11 protein-coding genes are annotated in these 13,669 nt (G+C 73.9%); 6 read left to right on the plus strand and 5 right to left on the minus strand.

The genetic code is table 11. The features are described 5' to 3' along the window. Nucleotides 1–7: 7 nt before the first annotated feature. Nucleotides 8–838 carry an LLM class F420-dependent oxidoreductase gene (locus H5965_RS33500; protein ID WP_310974791.1) on the plus strand — a complete coding sequence of 277 codons (831 nt, stop codon included), beginning with the start codon at nt 8–10 and terminating at the stop codon, nt 836–838. Here the strand turns inward: H5965_RS33500 and H5965_RS33505 are convergent. Further along, entirely contained in the window at nt 792–1,487 is a 696-nt protein-coding gene (locus H5965_RS33505; RefSeq protein WP_310974792.1) for a maleylpyruvate isomerase family mycothiol-dependent enzyme, read from the minus strand. The genes H5965_RS33500 and H5965_RS33505 overlap by 47 nt on opposite strands. Then, nucleotides 1,484–2,110 carry a cholesterol catabolism transcriptional regulator KstR gene (gene kstR, locus H5965_RS33510; RefSeq protein WP_086849903.1) on the minus strand — a complete coding sequence of 209 codons (627 nt, stop codon included), beginning with the start codon at nt 2,108–2,110 and terminating at the stop codon, nt 1,484–1,486. Before kstR ends, H5965_RS33505 begins: the two co-directional genes overlap by 4 nt. A gap of 141 nt (nt 2,111–2,251) precedes the next feature. Here kstR and H5965_RS33515 point away from each other — a divergent pair, with 141 nt between their 5' ends. The 3 genes from H5965_RS33515 to H5965_RS33525 all read left to right on the plus strand — a co-directional run bounded on the left by H5965_RS33515 (nt 2,252) and on the right by H5965_RS33525 (nt 8,513). Beyond that, entirely contained in the window at nt 2,252–4,306 is a 2,055-nt protein-coding gene (locus tag H5965_RS33515) for an acyl-CoA dehydrogenase (RefSeq protein WP_310974793.1), read from the plus strand. Nucleotides 4,307–4,407: 101 nt separating this feature from the next. Next, the gene (locus H5965_RS33520; RefSeq protein ID WP_310974794.1) at nt 4,408–7,353 is read left to right on the plus strand and encodes a DEAD/DEAH box helicase; all 2,946 of its coding nucleotides are present in this window, start codon (nt 4,408–4,410) and stop codon (nt 7,351–7,353) included. Then, nucleotides 7,353–8,513 carry an SWIM zinc finger family protein gene (locus tag H5965_RS33525; RefSeq protein WP_310974795.1) on the plus strand — a complete coding sequence of 387 codons (1,161 nt, stop codon included), beginning with the start codon at nt 7,353–7,355 and terminating at the stop codon, nt 8,511–8,513. The genes H5965_RS33520 and H5965_RS33525 overlap by 1 nt, the downstream gene beginning before the upstream one ends. On the opposite strand, the gene H5965_RS33530 is transcribed toward H5965_RS33525, so the two are convergent. Then, nucleotides 8,507–9,745, minus strand: coding sequence for an alpha/beta hydrolase (locus tag H5965_RS33530; RefSeq protein WP_310974796.1), 1,239 nt, complete (start codon nt 9,743–9,745; stop codon nt 8,507–8,509). The genes H5965_RS33525 and H5965_RS33530 overlap by 7 nt on opposite strands. 64 nt (nt 9,746–9,809) lie before the next feature. On the opposite strand from H5965_RS33530, the gene H5965_RS33535 reads away from it, so the two are divergent. Further along, nucleotides 9,810–11,195 (plus strand): wax ester/triacylglycerol synthase family O-acyltransferase, encoded by a 1,386-nt coding sequence (locus H5965_RS33535; RefSeq protein ID WP_310974797.1) that lies wholly within the window; start codon nt 9,810–9,812, stop codon nt 11,193–11,195. Here the strand turns inward: H5965_RS33535 and H5965_RS33540 are convergent. Together H5965_RS33540 and H5965_RS33545 are read right to left on the minus strand one after the other, a co-directional pair. Next, nucleotides 11,179–11,676, minus strand: coding sequence for a nitroreductase family deazaflavin-dependent oxidoreductase (locus H5965_RS33540; RefSeq protein WP_310974798.1), 498 nt, complete (start codon nt 11,674–11,676; stop codon nt 11,179–11,181). The two genes, H5965_RS33535 and H5965_RS33540, sit on opposite strands and share 17 nt — an antisense overlap. Then, nucleotides 11,676–12,527 (minus strand): alpha/beta fold hydrolase, encoded by an 852-nt coding sequence (locus H5965_RS33545; protein WP_310974799.1) that lies wholly within the window; start codon nt 12,525–12,527, stop codon nt 11,676–11,678. Before H5965_RS33545 ends, H5965_RS33540 begins: the two co-directional genes overlap by 1 nt. An 87-nt stretch (nt 12,528–12,614) precedes the next feature. On the opposite strand from H5965_RS33545, the gene H5965_RS33550 reads away from it, so the two are divergent. Continuing rightward, the gene (locus tag H5965_RS33550) at nt 12,615–13,664 is read left to right on the plus strand and encodes an acyl-CoA dehydrogenase (RefSeq protein WP_310974800.1); all 1,050 of its coding nucleotides are present in this window, start codon (nt 12,615–12,617) and stop codon (nt 13,662–13,664) included. Nucleotides 13,665–13,669: the final 5 nt, after the last annotated feature.

Raw genomic sequence — 13,669 nt, forward strand, 5'->3', positions numbered from 1 at the left:
TGGAACCATGAAATTCGGGATTTCGACGTTCGTGACCGACGAGGGCATCCGGCCCGACGTCCTCGGTGCCGCCCTCGAAGAACGCGGCTTCGACTCGCTGTTCCTCGCCGAGCACTCGCACATCCCGGTGAGCCGGGAAACCCCGTACCCGGGCGGTGGCGACCTGCCGCGCGTCTACTACCGCACCCTGGACCCGTTCGTGGCGCTGACCGCCGCGGCGACGGCGACGTCGGAGCTGCTGCTCGGCACGGGGATCGCCCTGCTGATCCAGCGCGACCTCATCCACACGGCGAAGGAGGTCGCGTCGCTGGACCTGATCTCCGACGGCCGCGCGCTCTTCGGCGTCGGCGTCGGCTGGAACCGGGAGGAGATGCGCAACCACGGCACCGACCCGAAGACGCGCGGCGCGCTGATCGACGAGCAGCTGGCCGCGCTCAAGGAGATCTGGACGAAGGACGAAGCCGAGTTCCACGGCGAGCACGTCGACCTCGACCCGATCTTCAGCTGGCCGAAGCCGGTGCAGAAGCCGCACGTCCCGATCTACATCGGCGGTGAGAGCGAAGCCGCCCTGAACCGCCTGGCCAAGTACGGCGACGGCTGGCTGCTGCGCGGCTACACGAAGTACCAGGAGGCCCAGCGCGTCCGCGGCTGGCTGGCGGACCAGGGCCGCGAGGACGTCCAGTTCGCGGTCTTCGGCGGCCCGACGACGCCGAAGGTGATCGACGGCTTCCGCGAGGCCGGCGTCGAGCGGTACACGTTCCTGCTGGACACGCTGCCGGAGGCGGAGACGCTCAAGGCGCTCGACGGGCTGGCGGAGGTGGCCGCCGCCCACCGCTGACGCCCGGCCAGGGGCCCAGCTCCGGGAGGTCGCCGGCGAGGCCGTCGCCGGTGGTCCGTCCCGACAGCCAGGCCGCGAGGTCGCGCACGGGACCGGTGACCTCGGTGTCACCGGTGCCCCACCGGCGGTCGCCGGCCCGGACCGCGACGCCGCCGGGCAGGCGCTCGGCGAGGAAGTCCACGGCGTGCACGGCGAAGTCCTCCGGCCAGTCGGCCGCGCGGATGCCGACGTCGAGGTCCACGGCGTGGATCCACACCTCGCGCCAGCGCGCGAAGACCGTGCTGGCCAGCTTGCCGTCGCGGTAGTCGACCTGCTGGTTCCAGTCGCGGACCCGGGCCCAGGCGTCCTCCAGGCGTACGGAGTGCCGGAGCAGAGCTCGCCGGTGCTCGTCGGCGGTCCGGCTCGCGGTCGCCTCGATGATGCCGTCCCGGTCGTGCGTGCGGGGATCGTAGAGCGGGACGAGCACGCCGAGCAGGGCCTGCTCGACCAGGTCGGCCAGCGCGCGGCCGGCGTCGGTGACGTGGGCGAGCACGTGCCCGCGCGTCCAGCCGGGCAGCGGCGAGGGTGCGCGGACCCCGGCGTCGGTCAGCGGGTCCAGCGCCCGGTGGAGGCGGCGGTGCGCTTCGGCGACCGCCGCGACCGGGATCACTTGTCCAGCAGCAGGTGCACCGACAGTTCGAGGCGGTTCGCGACGTCGGCCGCCGACGCGCGGCGGGTCACCCAGGCGACCAGGTTCGCCATCCAGACGTCCGCGACGACGTGGAAGATGTCGCGGTCCGCCTCGGTCGGCTCGGCGATGCCCATCGCCTTGGCGAACATGTTCTCCATCAGCCGCCCGACCTGCTCGACCTCGGCCGCGGCGGAGGTGTCGGCGAACATGAACGCGCGCACCATCGCCTCGGTCAGGTGCGGGTCGCGCTGCATCATGCGCGTGTTGCGGCCGAGCACGAACATCAGCCGCTCGGCGGGCGTGTCTCCCGGGATGGCCTGGCGCTCCAGCTTCTCCTGCGCGCGCTCGAACTCGCGGGCCAGCCCGGAGACGAGCAGGTGGATCTTCGAGGGGAAGTACCGGTAGAGCGTGCCGAGGGCGACGTCGGCCTTCTCGGCGACGGCCCGCATCTGGACGGCGTCGTAGCCGCCCTTCGACGCCAGCGCGAGGGTGGCGTCGATGATCCGGCGGCGGCGGTCGCGCTGGGCGGCCGAGCCGAGTTCGTCGGCCCCGATCGCGCTCAGGCCGTTGCCGCGGGCCTTGGTCTTGCCTGGCATCGGCATTCCCCCGTCCTTCGGAACTTGTTCCAGTTCACGACGTAGATTACCTGTCCTGGCGAACCTCGCGACAATTGACCCACTGGCCGAAAAACTATAACACGTTCTACACTCGCCAGTAGTTTGCCGATCCCGCGAGGAGGCCCCATGCCGGTCGCGCTCACCGAGGAACAGGCCGCGCTGGCCGAGGCGATCCGCGCCTGGTCCGCGGCGCACCACCCGCGGGAGGCGGTGCGCGCCGCGGAGACCGGCCCCGGCGTGGGCATCCCGGCCGGCTTCGCCGCGCTCGGCCTGCTCGGTGTCGCGCTGCCCGCGGCGGCCGGCGGGGCCGACGGCAGTGTCGCCGACCTCGCCGCCGGGCTCGCCGCGGCGGCGGAGGAACTCGTTCCCGGCCCGCTGCTGGGCACCGCGCTCGCCGGGTTGCTGCTCGCCGACGTCCCCGAAGCCAAGGAGCTGCTCCCGGCCCTGGCCGAGGGGGAGGCCACCGTCGCGGTCCTGCTGGACGCCCTGTCCCTCGAGGACGGCCTCAGCGGGCCCGTACCCGGGGCGCACCCGGACGCCTGGCTGCTCGTCCCGGTCGAGGGTGGCCACGTCCTGCTCGCGCCCGGCACGCCCGGGGTGAGCGTCGAGCCGCTGCCCGCGTTCGACTTCTCGCGTCCGCTGGCCCGCATCCGGTTCTCGGACGTCCAGGCCGATCTCCTCTCCGTGCCGCCGGCCGACTCACCGGCCGCGATCCTGGCGGCGGCCGAGGCGGCGGGCGTGGCGCGGCGCTGCCTGACCATCGCCGTCGAGTACGCCCGGGTCCGCGAGCAGTTCGGCAAGCGGATCGGGGCGTTCCAGGCGATCAAGCACCTCTGCGCCGAGATGCTCTGCCGCGCCGAAGCCGCCGAAGCGCTCGCCTGGGACGCGGCGTCCGGGCAGCACCCGCTCTCGGTGGCGAGCGCGGCCGTCGTCGCCCTCGACGCGGCCGTCGCCAACGCCAAGGACTGCGTCCAGGTCCTCGGCGGCATCGGGTTCACCTGGGAGCACGACGCGCACCTGTACCTGCGCCGGGCCGTTGCTCTGCGGCAGTGGCTCGGCGGGTCGTGGCGGCGGCGGGCGGCGTCGCTGGCGCTGTCCGGAAGCGAGCGCACGCTGGGTGTCGACGTCGGGGACGATCCCGCCTTGCGGGACGAGGTGGCGCGGATCGCCGCTTTGCCGTCCGAGGCGCAGCGGGTTGCCCTGGCGGACGCGGGTCTGCTGACGCCCCACTGGCCCGCACCCCACGGCCGGGGTGCCGACGCCGCGGAGCAGCTGCGGATCGACGCCGAGCTGGCGTCGGCCGGGGTCCGCCGTCCGGACCTGGTGATCGGCGCGTGGGCGGTGCCGACGATCCTCGAGCACGGCAGCGACGAGCAGCGGGAGCGGTTCGCCCGGCCCACCCTGCGCGGCGAGCTCACCTGGTGCCAGCTGTTCAGCGAGCCCGGCGCCGGATCCGACCTGGCGGCGCTGCGGACGTCGGCCCGCCGCGTCGACGGCGGCTGGCGGCTGTCCGGGCAGAAGGTGTGGACGTCGCTGGCCCGCGAAGCCGACTGGGGCATCTGCCTGGCCCGCACCGACCCGGACGTGCCCAAGCACCAGGGCATCACGTACTTCCTGGTCGACATGCGCGCCGCGGGGATCACGACGCGGCCGCTGCGGGAGATCACCGGCGAGGCGGTGTTCAACGAGGTGTTCCTCGACGACGTGTTCGTGCCGGACGCCGACGTCGTCGGCCCGCCGGGCGGCGGCTGGCGGCTGGCGCGCACGACGCTGGCGAACGAGCGGGTGGCCATCGGCAGCGGGTCGGCGGTCGGTGAGAGCGTGCAGACTCTGGTGTCCACTGTGGACGCCGACGCGCTGGACGACGTGGCGCTGGACCGGCTCGGCACGTTGGTGGCCGACGGCGTCGCGGGTTCGGTGCTGGATCTGCGGGCGGCCCTGCGCCGGTTGGAGGGCCAGGATCCGGGCGCGGAGTCGAGCGTCCGGAAGCTGCTCGGCGTGTCGCACCGGCAGGCGGTGGCGGAGTTCGCGCTGGAGCTGGCCGGCGCGGGCGCGTTGCTCGCCGACGGCCCGGCCCAGCACGAATTCCTGCTCACCCGCTGCCTTTCCATCGCCGGCGGCACGACGCAGGTCCTGCGTTCGCTGACGGCCGAACGTCTCCTCGGCCTGCCCCGCGGGTGATGCCCTTCGGCGCCGGGTGAGTTGCGTTGGGCAACGGTGCGAAGGGACCGTTCGCGCCGCCGGGGGCCGAACTGTCGGTGCCGTGTTCTAGCGTTGCGGTCGTGGAGTTCAGCGCAGACACCCAGGCCACCTACCTCCCCGCGGATCCCCCGCGGGACGGGGTGCTGGCCTTGTGGGGCGAGGACGTGGCCGGCGGGACCACGATCGAGCTCGTGCTGCCCCGCGGAGCCAAGTTCGCGCGGACGAAGGTCGAAGCCGAGCTGGTCCCCCTGGAGCGGGCGCTGCCCCGCCTGCTGTCGGTGGGGGAGGAGGCCAGCCCCGCGGTGGCCGCGTGGTCGGCGGCGGTCAACGCCGGGGTGAACCTCGTCGCGCGGGGGCGGCTGCGGCCGGCAGCGTCACCGGGCGGCGCGGCGGCCTGGCGGATCGGCCCCCTCGATGCGGCCGACGAGGAACTGCTGCGGGGGCTGGCCGGCGCCTTGCCCCCGGAGGCGTACGCGCTGCCGCTGACCGGGCTGAAGCGCATCCGCCTGCACTCGCCGGACTCCTTGGTCCGGGCCCTCTGGGACGCGACGGCCGACCTCCTGGTCCGCAGCCCGGCGGCCCCGGTCGGCGCGGGCGACCCGGCGTTCGCGGCCCGCGAACCGGCGCTCCTCGGCCCGGACGGCGCGGCGTGGCTGGCGGAGCTGGAGGCCCGCGAGCCCCGCGGGGTCCAGGTGCTCCTGCGGGTCGAGGGCGCCGACGACGAGTCGTTCGCCGGAGTGCTGGCGGTCCGCAGCATGGCGGAGCCGAGCCTGGTGGTGGAGGCGGCCACGCTGTGGGACGCCCCGGACGCGGTGCTGAACCGCCTCGGCGACCAGGTCGAGACGCAGTTGCTGCTGGGGCTGCGGCGCGGCGCGAGGGCGTGGGCGCCGCTGGGCCGCGTGCTGACCCAGGCGACCCCGGCTTCGCTGGCGCTGTCCGACGACGAAGTGGTCGACCTCCTCACCGACGGCGCCCGCGAGCTGGGCGGAGCCGGCATCGAGGTCCTGTGGTCGAAGGGCCTGTTCGCGGGCGAGGTGAAGGCCCGGGCAAGCGCGACGCAGGCACCGGCGAGCGTGGCGGAGGCGGAGTTCGCGCTGCGGTCCCTGCTGGAGTTCCGCTGGCAGCTCAGCCTGGGCGGGGAGCAACTGACGGACGCAGAGGTGACGGCCCTGGCCGAAGCCAAGCGGCCGTTGGTTCGCTTGCGGGGGCACTGGGTGCGGGTCGATCCGCAGCTCCTGGCCCGGGTACGCAGCCGGACTCGCCGGCTGGACGCGGGCGAGGCCCTGGCGGCGGCCCTGACGGGCGAGCTGGATGTGGACGGCGAGCGAGTGGAGTTCGCGGCGCCACCGGCGCTGGGCGGCCTGGCCGCGCGGATCCGGGACCGCGCGGAGTCCCCCATGGCCCCGCCGCCGGGGTTGCAGGCGACACTGCGCCCGTACCAGCAGGCCGGGCTGTCGTGGCTGGCGACGATGACGGGCCTGGGCTTGGGCGCCTGCCTGGCCGACGACATGGGCCTGGGCAAGACGATCCAGCTGATCGCACTCCACTTGCACCGGCGTGAGCTGGCGAGGTCGGGGGAGTTGCAGCGGGTCTCGACGCACCCCGCCGAGGCTGCCGAATCCGCGGCCGAACCGGCGCCCGGCGAGCGGCAGCCCGGCGACCTGCCGCCGGTGGCCGCGCCCTCGTCCGCCGGCGATGGGCCACTGCTTGCCGAAAACTTCTCGGGCGGTGCCGAGCCCTCGGGTGCCCGGCCGGCTGCGCCTCCGCGCGCCGGAGGCGGTCCCACCCTCGTCCTCTGCCCCACCTCCCTCCTCGGCAACTGGGAGCGCGAGTTCGCCCGCTTCGCCCCCGAGATCCCCGTCCGCCGCTTCCACGGCGGCCGCCGCCACCTCGACGACCTCGCCCCCGACGAAGTCGTCCTCGCCACCTACGGTGTCCTCCGCCGGGATCGCGAAACACTGTCCGAAGTGGACTGGGGGCTCGTCGCCGCCGACGAAGCGCAGCACGTCAAGAACCCGCTGTCCGCCACCGCCAAGGAACTGCGCAAGATTCCCGCGCAAGCCAAGGTCGCCCTCACCGGGACGCCCGTCGAAAACCGGCTCACCGAGCTGTGGTCCATCGTGGACTGGACCACGCCCGGCCTCCTCGGCCCCCTCGATCGGTTCCGGCGCACCGTCGCGCGGCCGATCGAACGCGACCGCGACAAGGCGGTCACCGAACGGCTGGCCGCCACCGTCCGGCCGTTCCTGCTCCGGCGGCGCAAGACCGACCCGGACATCGCCCCCGAACTGCCACCGAAGACCGAGACCGATCGGTTCGTCCCGCTCACCGCCGAGCAGACCACGCTCTACGAAGCCGTCGTGCGGGAAAACCTCGCCGAAATCCGGGAAACCAAGGGCATCGAACGCCGCGGGCAGGTTCTGAAGCTGCTCACCGAGCTCAAGCAGATCTGCAACCACCCCGCGCAGTTCCTCAAAGAACCGCACGGCGCGCTCACCGGCCGCTCCGGCAAGCTCGCCGCCTTCGAAGAGCTCCTGGACGTGATCCTCGACGAAGGCGAAAGCGTCCTGGTCTTCAGCCAGTACGTCCAGCTCTGCCGCCTCCTCGAACGGCGCCTCCGGGACCGCGGCCTGCCCACCGAACTGCTCTCCGGCGACAGCTCCCCGGCCAAACGGCAGGACATGGTCGACCGCTTCCAAGCCGGCGAGATCCCGGTCTTCCTGCTCTCCCTCAAGGCCGGCGGCGTCGGGCTCAACCTGACCCGCGCCACCCACGTGATCCACTACGACCGCTGGTGGAACCCGGCGGTCGAAGACCAGGCCACCGACCGCGCCTACCGGATCGGGCAGGACAGGCCCGTCCAGGTGCACCGGCTGATCGCCGAAGGCACCCTCGAGGAACGGATCGCGCAGGTCCTCGAAAAGAAACGGGGCCTCGCCGAGTCGATCGTCGGGGCGGGCGAAGACTGGATCACCGAACTGTCCGACGACGAGCTCGCCGACCTCGTCCGGCTCGGGGGCGGGTGATGCCTCCGAGGCGCAACTTCGGCACGACGTGGTGGGGCCGCGCGTGGGTCGAGGCCCTGGAGCAACGCGCGAAGCTCGACCCGAACCGGCTGCCCCGCGGGCGGACGTACGCGCGGAAAGGCACCGTCAGCGAGCTGCACTTCGGCGCCGGCGCGATGACGGCGCGGGTGCGCGGCAGCCGGCCGGAGCCGTACCGGGTGACCATCACCATGCGCACCTTCACCGACGGCGAGTGGGACACCCTGCTCGGCGTGGTCGGCACCCAGCTCGGCCACGCGGCCGCGCTGCTCGACGGCGAGCTTCCCGGCGCGCTCACCGAGCAGGCGCGCGAAGCGGGCGTCGACCTGCTGCCGGGCCCAGGTGACTTGCGGCCGCGGTGCTCGTGCCCGGACTCGGCGAACCCGTGCAAGCACGTCGCCGCGGTGTACTACCTGGTCGCCGACGAGGTCGACCGCGACCCGTTCACGCTCTTCCTGCTGCGCGGCCGCCCCCGGGCGGACGTCCTGGCCGAGCTCCGCGCCCGCCGCTCGCCCGCCCGCGGCGAGAAGCCGAAGCTCCCGAAGCCCGCCGACGAGGGCCTGACGCCCCGGGCCGCCTACGCGCGACGGCCGGGCGCGATCCCCGCCGTGCCGGCACCACCACGGGTCCCGGGGCCCCCGGCGGTCCTGGACCTCGACCCGCCCCCGGGCACCGGCTGGACGGCGGCGGCGCTCTCGGCCCTCGCGGCGGACGCGGCCGCCCTCGCCCGCGACCTCCTGACCGGCGGCCCGACCCCGGCGGAGCTGACGTTCGAGGAAGACCTCACCCGCCGCGCGGCCGGCCGCACCAGCGCGGAGATCACCGCTCTCGCCACGGCGGCGGGGGTGGCCCCGAAAGACCTGACCCGCTGGGCCGAGGCCTGGCGCGAAGCCGGCCGCGGCGGCTTGGCGGCGTATCGGGAGACCTGGCAACCCGGCCCGGGCCCGCTCGCCGAAGCGCAGCAAACCCTGGCCGACGCGGGTCTCCCGGGCAAGCCGAAGCTTTGGCGAAACCGGCTGACCCAGGGAGACCTGCAACTGCGCTACGGCCGCGACGCCCGCTGGTACCGCTTCGTCCGCGAAGGACCGGAGTGGCGCCTCGACGGCCCACCCTCGGCCAGCCCCCTGGACCTCGTCTACTGAGCCCGCTCGGCCTTCCAGGCGTTGTAGGTGTGATCCAGGAACCGCGCCACCCCGCGGACCACGTGCGCCGACCGGACCGATGTGAACACGTCGAACGCGTGCTGAGCCCCCGCCAGCTCCGCGTACGCCACCGGTTGCCGCGACTTCTCCCGCAGGCGCGCGACGAACTCGCGGGCCTCCCGGACCGGGACCAGTGAATCGTCGCGGCCGTGGATCACGAAGAACGGCGGTGCGTCCGAGGTGATGCGGTCCAGCGGGGACGCCGCGATGTAGTCGTCCAGGTGGGAGACCGGGTCCCGGTCCGGTGCGAACACCCGGCGGGCGATCAGGCTCTCCAGCCGGTACTTGCTCGCCGGTGCGCCGGACGTCGCCGCGAAGTCGTACACGCCGTAGTGCGGGACGCACGCCTGGACGCTCGTGTCCACGTCCTCGAACGACGGCTGCAACGCCGGGTCGTTCTGGGACAACGCCAGCAGCGCCGACAGGTGGCCGCCCGCCGAGCCGCCCGTCACCGCCACGAAATCCGGGTCGCCGCCGTACGACACGATCGAAGAGCGGATCCACGCCAGCGCCTGCTTCGCCGCGACGATGTGCGCCGGCCACCGATGTGTCGGCGCGAGCGGGTAGTTGATCGCGACGCACACCCAGCCTCGACGCGCCAGGTAGCGCATCAGCGGCCGGCCCTGCTCCTCCTTGTTGCCGATCACCCACGCTCCGCCGTGGACCTGCAGCAGCACCGGGGCACCCGAGACCGGCGTAGCCGGCCGGTACACGTCCAGCAGGAACCGCTTGCCGCCCGGGGCGTAGGCGATGTTGCGGTCGACGCGGACGTCCGGGGCGCCCATCCGGAACGGCAGCGCCAGCTCGCCCCACGGCAACCCCAGATCGGACCGGCCCAGCTCCGACGCGTAGTCCGGACCCAGCGCCGACGTCAGCGCGTTCTCGATCTCCTCGCGAGCGCCGTGGCCGGTGCGGACCAGCGCGGCCAGCCCCGCGGCGGACGCCGCCGCCATCGCCAGGCCCGCCTTCGTCGACCGGTCGTGGACGCCGTGGCGGGCCACGTGGGACAGCGAATCCGCCGCCGTCAGCGCCAGGAACTGGGGCGCCAGCTCGCCGGTCAGCCACCCGGCGAAGAACACCGGGATCGTCGTGGACCGGGCCCGCAGCGGGCGCAGGGCGTTGGCGGTGAGACCGAGCTGGACCGCGCGACGGATCAGGAAATTCGGCTGCACCACCGCGATGATACCGGCGAGTAGGGTGACGCGCCGCTCACCGGACGTGGCCTACCCTGACGCCATGCAAAGACTGAGCGGCCTCGACGCGAGCTTCCTCTACCTCGAGACGTCGTCGCAGGTCCTGCACGTCTGCGGATTGCTCGTCCTGGACAGCGAGACCGTCCCCGGCGGCTACACCTTCGCGAAGCTCCACGAGAAACTCGACGAACGCGTCCGGCTGATCCCGGCGTTCCGCCGCAAACTGCACAATCCGCTGTGGAACCTCAGCCACCCCGTCTGGGTCGAGGACGAGGAGTTCGACCTCGACCACCACGTGCACCGCATCGGCGTGCCTGCCCCCGGCGACCGCGCCGAGCTGGCCGCGCTGTGTGCGCACATCGCCGGGCAGCAGCTCGACCGCGCGCACCCGCTGTGGCAGCTGTACGTCATCGAAGGCCTCGCCGACGGCCAGCTCGCCGTGCTGCTCAAGATGCACCACGCGAGCGTCGACGGCGTCAGCGGCGCCAGCCTGATCACCTACCTGGCCGGGCTCGAACCCGACGGCCCGATGCCGGAGATCGACGAGCACCGGAACGCCGGGCTGCCGTCGCCGCTGGACCTGATCCGCTCCGGCGTCGAAAGCGTCGTGAAGCGCCCCGCCGAGGTCGCGCGGCTGCTGCCCGACCTGCTCGGGCTGATGCCGCGCTGGGTCGGCCGGGCGTTGCGCGGCAAGGGGATGCCGGTCCCGTTCACCGCGCCGCGGACGTCACTGAACGGCACGATCACCGGGCACCGCAGCGTCGCCTTCGCCCAGCTCGACCTCGCCGACGTCAAGGACGTCAAGAACGCCTTCGGGGTCACGGTCAACGACGTCGTGCTCGCGCTCGTCGCCGGGGCGCTGCGCGAGTTCCTCGCCGAACGCGGCGAGCTGCCGGAGGACCCGCTGGTGGCGACCGTCCCGGTTTCGGTGCACGACCGCACCGAACGCGACCACGGCAGCAACAAGGTCTCGGCCTTCTTCGCCTCCCTGCCGACGCACCTGGCCGACCCGGCCGCGCGGGTGTTCTTCCTCGCCGAGGCCAACCGGCGCTCCAAGGACCACCACCACGAGATCGACGCCGACATGCTGCAGGACTGGGCGCAGTTCTCGGCCGCGACGGCGTTCGGGCTCGCCGTGCGCGCGTATTCGGCGCTGCGCCTGGCCGAGAAGCACCCGGTGGTGCACAACCTGGTCGTCTCGAACGTGCCCGGCCCGCCGATGCCGCTGTACTTCCTGGGCGCGCGGATCACCGGCTTCTACCCGCTCGGGCCGGTCTTCCACGGCGCCGGGCTGAACGTCACGGTGCTGTCCAACGCGGGCAAGGTGCACGTCGGCCTGCTCGGCGCGCGGGAGCTGGTCAAGGACCTGTGGCCACTCGCCGACGCGCTCCCGGACGCCCTCGCCGAGCTGGTCAAGGCCGCGGGCTGAGCACCACCACCGGGATCTCCCGCTCGGTCCAGGCCTGGTACTTCGCGAAGTCCGCGTACAGCTCGACCAGCCGCGGCCACAGCTCGGCGCGTTCGGCGCCCTCGGCGACCCGGGCCGTGACCGGGACGCCGCGCCGGCCCTTGAGGTCGATGCGCGTCTCGGGGTGCGCCAGCAGGTTGCGGTACCACTGCGGGTGCCGCGGCAGCCCGCCCTGCGAGCCGACGACGACGACGTCTTCGCCCGAGCGCAGGTAGAGCAGCGGGGTGGTGAACAGCCGCCCCGACTTGCGGCCGCGGTGCTCCAGCAGCAGCGTCGGCACGGGCTTGCGGAACCCCGCCCCGACGCGCCACTTGCTGCCGACCCGGCCGCCGGTCAGCCGGAAGACCGCCACCTGCGCCTTCGCCAGGTACTTCATGGCCTTCGCGGTGACGGGCGACTCGAGGCCGTCGGGTTTGGAGTCGGGCAGGCTGAAGCGTCCCATCATGGCTTCCTTCCTCGGAGGGATCCGACCGCGGCGAGCAGGGCGGGCACCCAGCGGTCGGCGGCCAGCACGCAGGCGGCGTGCCCGGCCGCGACCTCGTAGGTGGCCGCGCCGGGGAGCCGGTGGGCCAGGGACCGCTGGTGGGCGGGCGCGATGAACCGGTCCCGCGCGGTCACCACGACCGCGGCCGGCTGCCGCAGCGTGTGCAACCACGGCCGCGAATCGAACCGGCCGATCTCGTCGACGGCGACCGCGATCGCCCACGGCGTGGTCGAGCGGAACTCCCGCAGCCCCCACCGGTGGTCGGCGAGGCGGGCGCGGGGGAGCGCGCCGGGCAGGGCCGGCGGCGGCACGCGCTCGCGCAGCCGCCGCAGTGTCCGGCCGAAGACCTCGAGGGCGGCGCGCTGCCGCAGCCCCCGGCCGAAGTGGCCGGCGGTCGAGCACAGCACGAGCCCGGTAACACGTTCTGGTTCGACGCGGGCCACGAGCTGCGCGACCAGGCCGCCCATCGAGTACCCGGCGATCGCGAACCGGTCGACGCCGAGCGCGTCCGCGACCGCCGTGACGTCCTCGGCGCAGTCGGCCAGCCGGAACTCCGGCGAGCGGATGCCCCGGCCGTGCCAGCGCTGGTCGAACACGACGACGCGGTGTTGCCGCGCCAGCCGCGTCAGCGCCGGATACCAGGTCAGCAGGCCCGTGCAGGCCACCGAATGCAGCAGGAAGAGCACGGGCGCGTCCCGCGGGCCGACGTCGGTGACCACCGTGCGGCCGCGGCCGGGCAGCGTCAGGGGGACCGGCTCGGGCACGCCCGCGGTCGGCGGCACGGTGATCCGCCGCCGTGTCCCCGCCATTGCGCCACCCCCGGGGGTTGCCGTGCCCACCCTTTCCGGTTAAGACTAGAACAGGTTTCAATATTGCGCCCGATCCGGAGGACAGGCGTGGACTTCGCCCTTGACGATACGCAGACCGAGATCGCCGCCCTCGCCGCGAAAGTGCTCGGGTCCGAGGAAGACCCCTGGCGCGCGCTCGCCTCGGCGGGCCTGCTCGCCCTGGCGCTGCCGCCGGAATTGGAAGGCGACGGCTTGGGCGTCGCCGAGGTCGCCCAGGTCCTGACCGAGGTGGGCCGGGTGGCGGCGCCGGTGCCCGCGTACGCCGCGCTCGCCCTCGGCGTCCTGCCGATCGAGTCGCTCGGCACCCCCGCCCAGCGGGCGGAGTTCCTGCCGCCGGTCGCGGCAGGGGACGCGCTGCTCACCGCCGCCTTGCACGAGCCGTCCGCGCCGCTGGTCGCCGAGCCCGCCGCAACCGCCCGGCCCGGCGATGGGAAATGGCTGGTCAACGGCGTGAAGACCGCTGTCCCGCACGCCGCGGGAGCCACCCGGATCCTCACCCCGGTGACCACCGCGCACGGCAGCGCCGTCTACCTCGTCGACCCGCACGCCGACGGCGTCACGCTCGTCCCGACCCCCACCTCGTCCGGGACCCCGGAATTCACCGTCCGGCTCCACGACGTCGCCGTCGAAGAGGCCGACCTGCTGTTCGACCGCGGTGCCGTCGCGGCGCTGCACCGGTTCGCGCTGGCCGGTGCCCTGGCCCTCGGCGACGGCCTGCTGGCCGGCGCGCTCGCCCTCACCGTCAAGCACGTCGGCGAGCGCACCCAGTTCGGCCGGCCCCTGGCCGCCTTCCAGGCCGTGGCGGGCCAGATCGCCGACGTCTACGTGGCCGCGCGGACCGTGCACCTCGCCGTGACGTCCGCGGTGTGGCGGCTCGCTTCCGGGCTCGACGCGGACGCCGAACTGGACGTCGCCGCCTACTGGCTCGCCTCGCAGGCACCGCAGGCGCTGGCGACCTGCCACCACCTCCACGGCGGCCTCGGCGTCGACGAAACCTATCCGCTGCACCGGTATTCCTCGGCGGTCAAGGATCTCGGCCGGACGCTCGGCGGGGCCGCCCACCGGCTCGGCCGGCTCGGCGAACGAGTGGCGGGGTGAGGCGG

It is taken from the genome of Amycolatopsis sp. 505 (assembly GCF_031625235.1).
GTDB lineage: Bacteria > Actinomycetota > Actinomycetes > Mycobacteriales > Pseudonocardiaceae > Amycolatopsis.

Bases quoted from the DNA above. Each gene is read 5' to 3' on its own strand.
- H5965_RS33500 (WP_310974791.1), top strand. From the start codon at position 8: ATGAAATTCGGGATTTCGACGTTCGTGACCGACGAGGGCATCCGGCCC.
- kstR (WP_086849903.1), bottom strand. From the start codon at position 2,110: ATGCCGATGCCAGGCAAGACCAAGGCCCGCGGCAACGGCCTGAGCGCG.
- H5965_RS33515 (WP_310974793.1), top strand. From the start codon at position 2,252: ATGCCGGTCGCGCTCACCGAGGAACAGGCCGCGCTGGCCGAGGCGATC.
- H5965_RS33525 (WP_310974795.1), top strand. From the start codon at position 7,353: ATGCCTCCGAGGCGCAACTTCGGCACGACGTGGTGGGGCCGCGCGTGG.
- H5965_RS33535 (WP_310974797.1), top strand. From the start codon at position 9,810: ATGCAAAGACTGAGCGGCCTCGACGCGAGCTTCCTCTACCTCGAGACG.
- H5965_RS33540 (WP_310974798.1), bottom strand. From the start codon at position 11,676: ATGGGACGCTTCAGCCTGCCCGACTCCAAACCCGACGGCCTCGAGTCG.
- H5965_RS33545 (WP_310974799.1), bottom strand. From the start codon at position 12,527: ATGGCGGGGACACGGCGGCGGATCACCGTGCCGCCGACCGCGGGCGTG.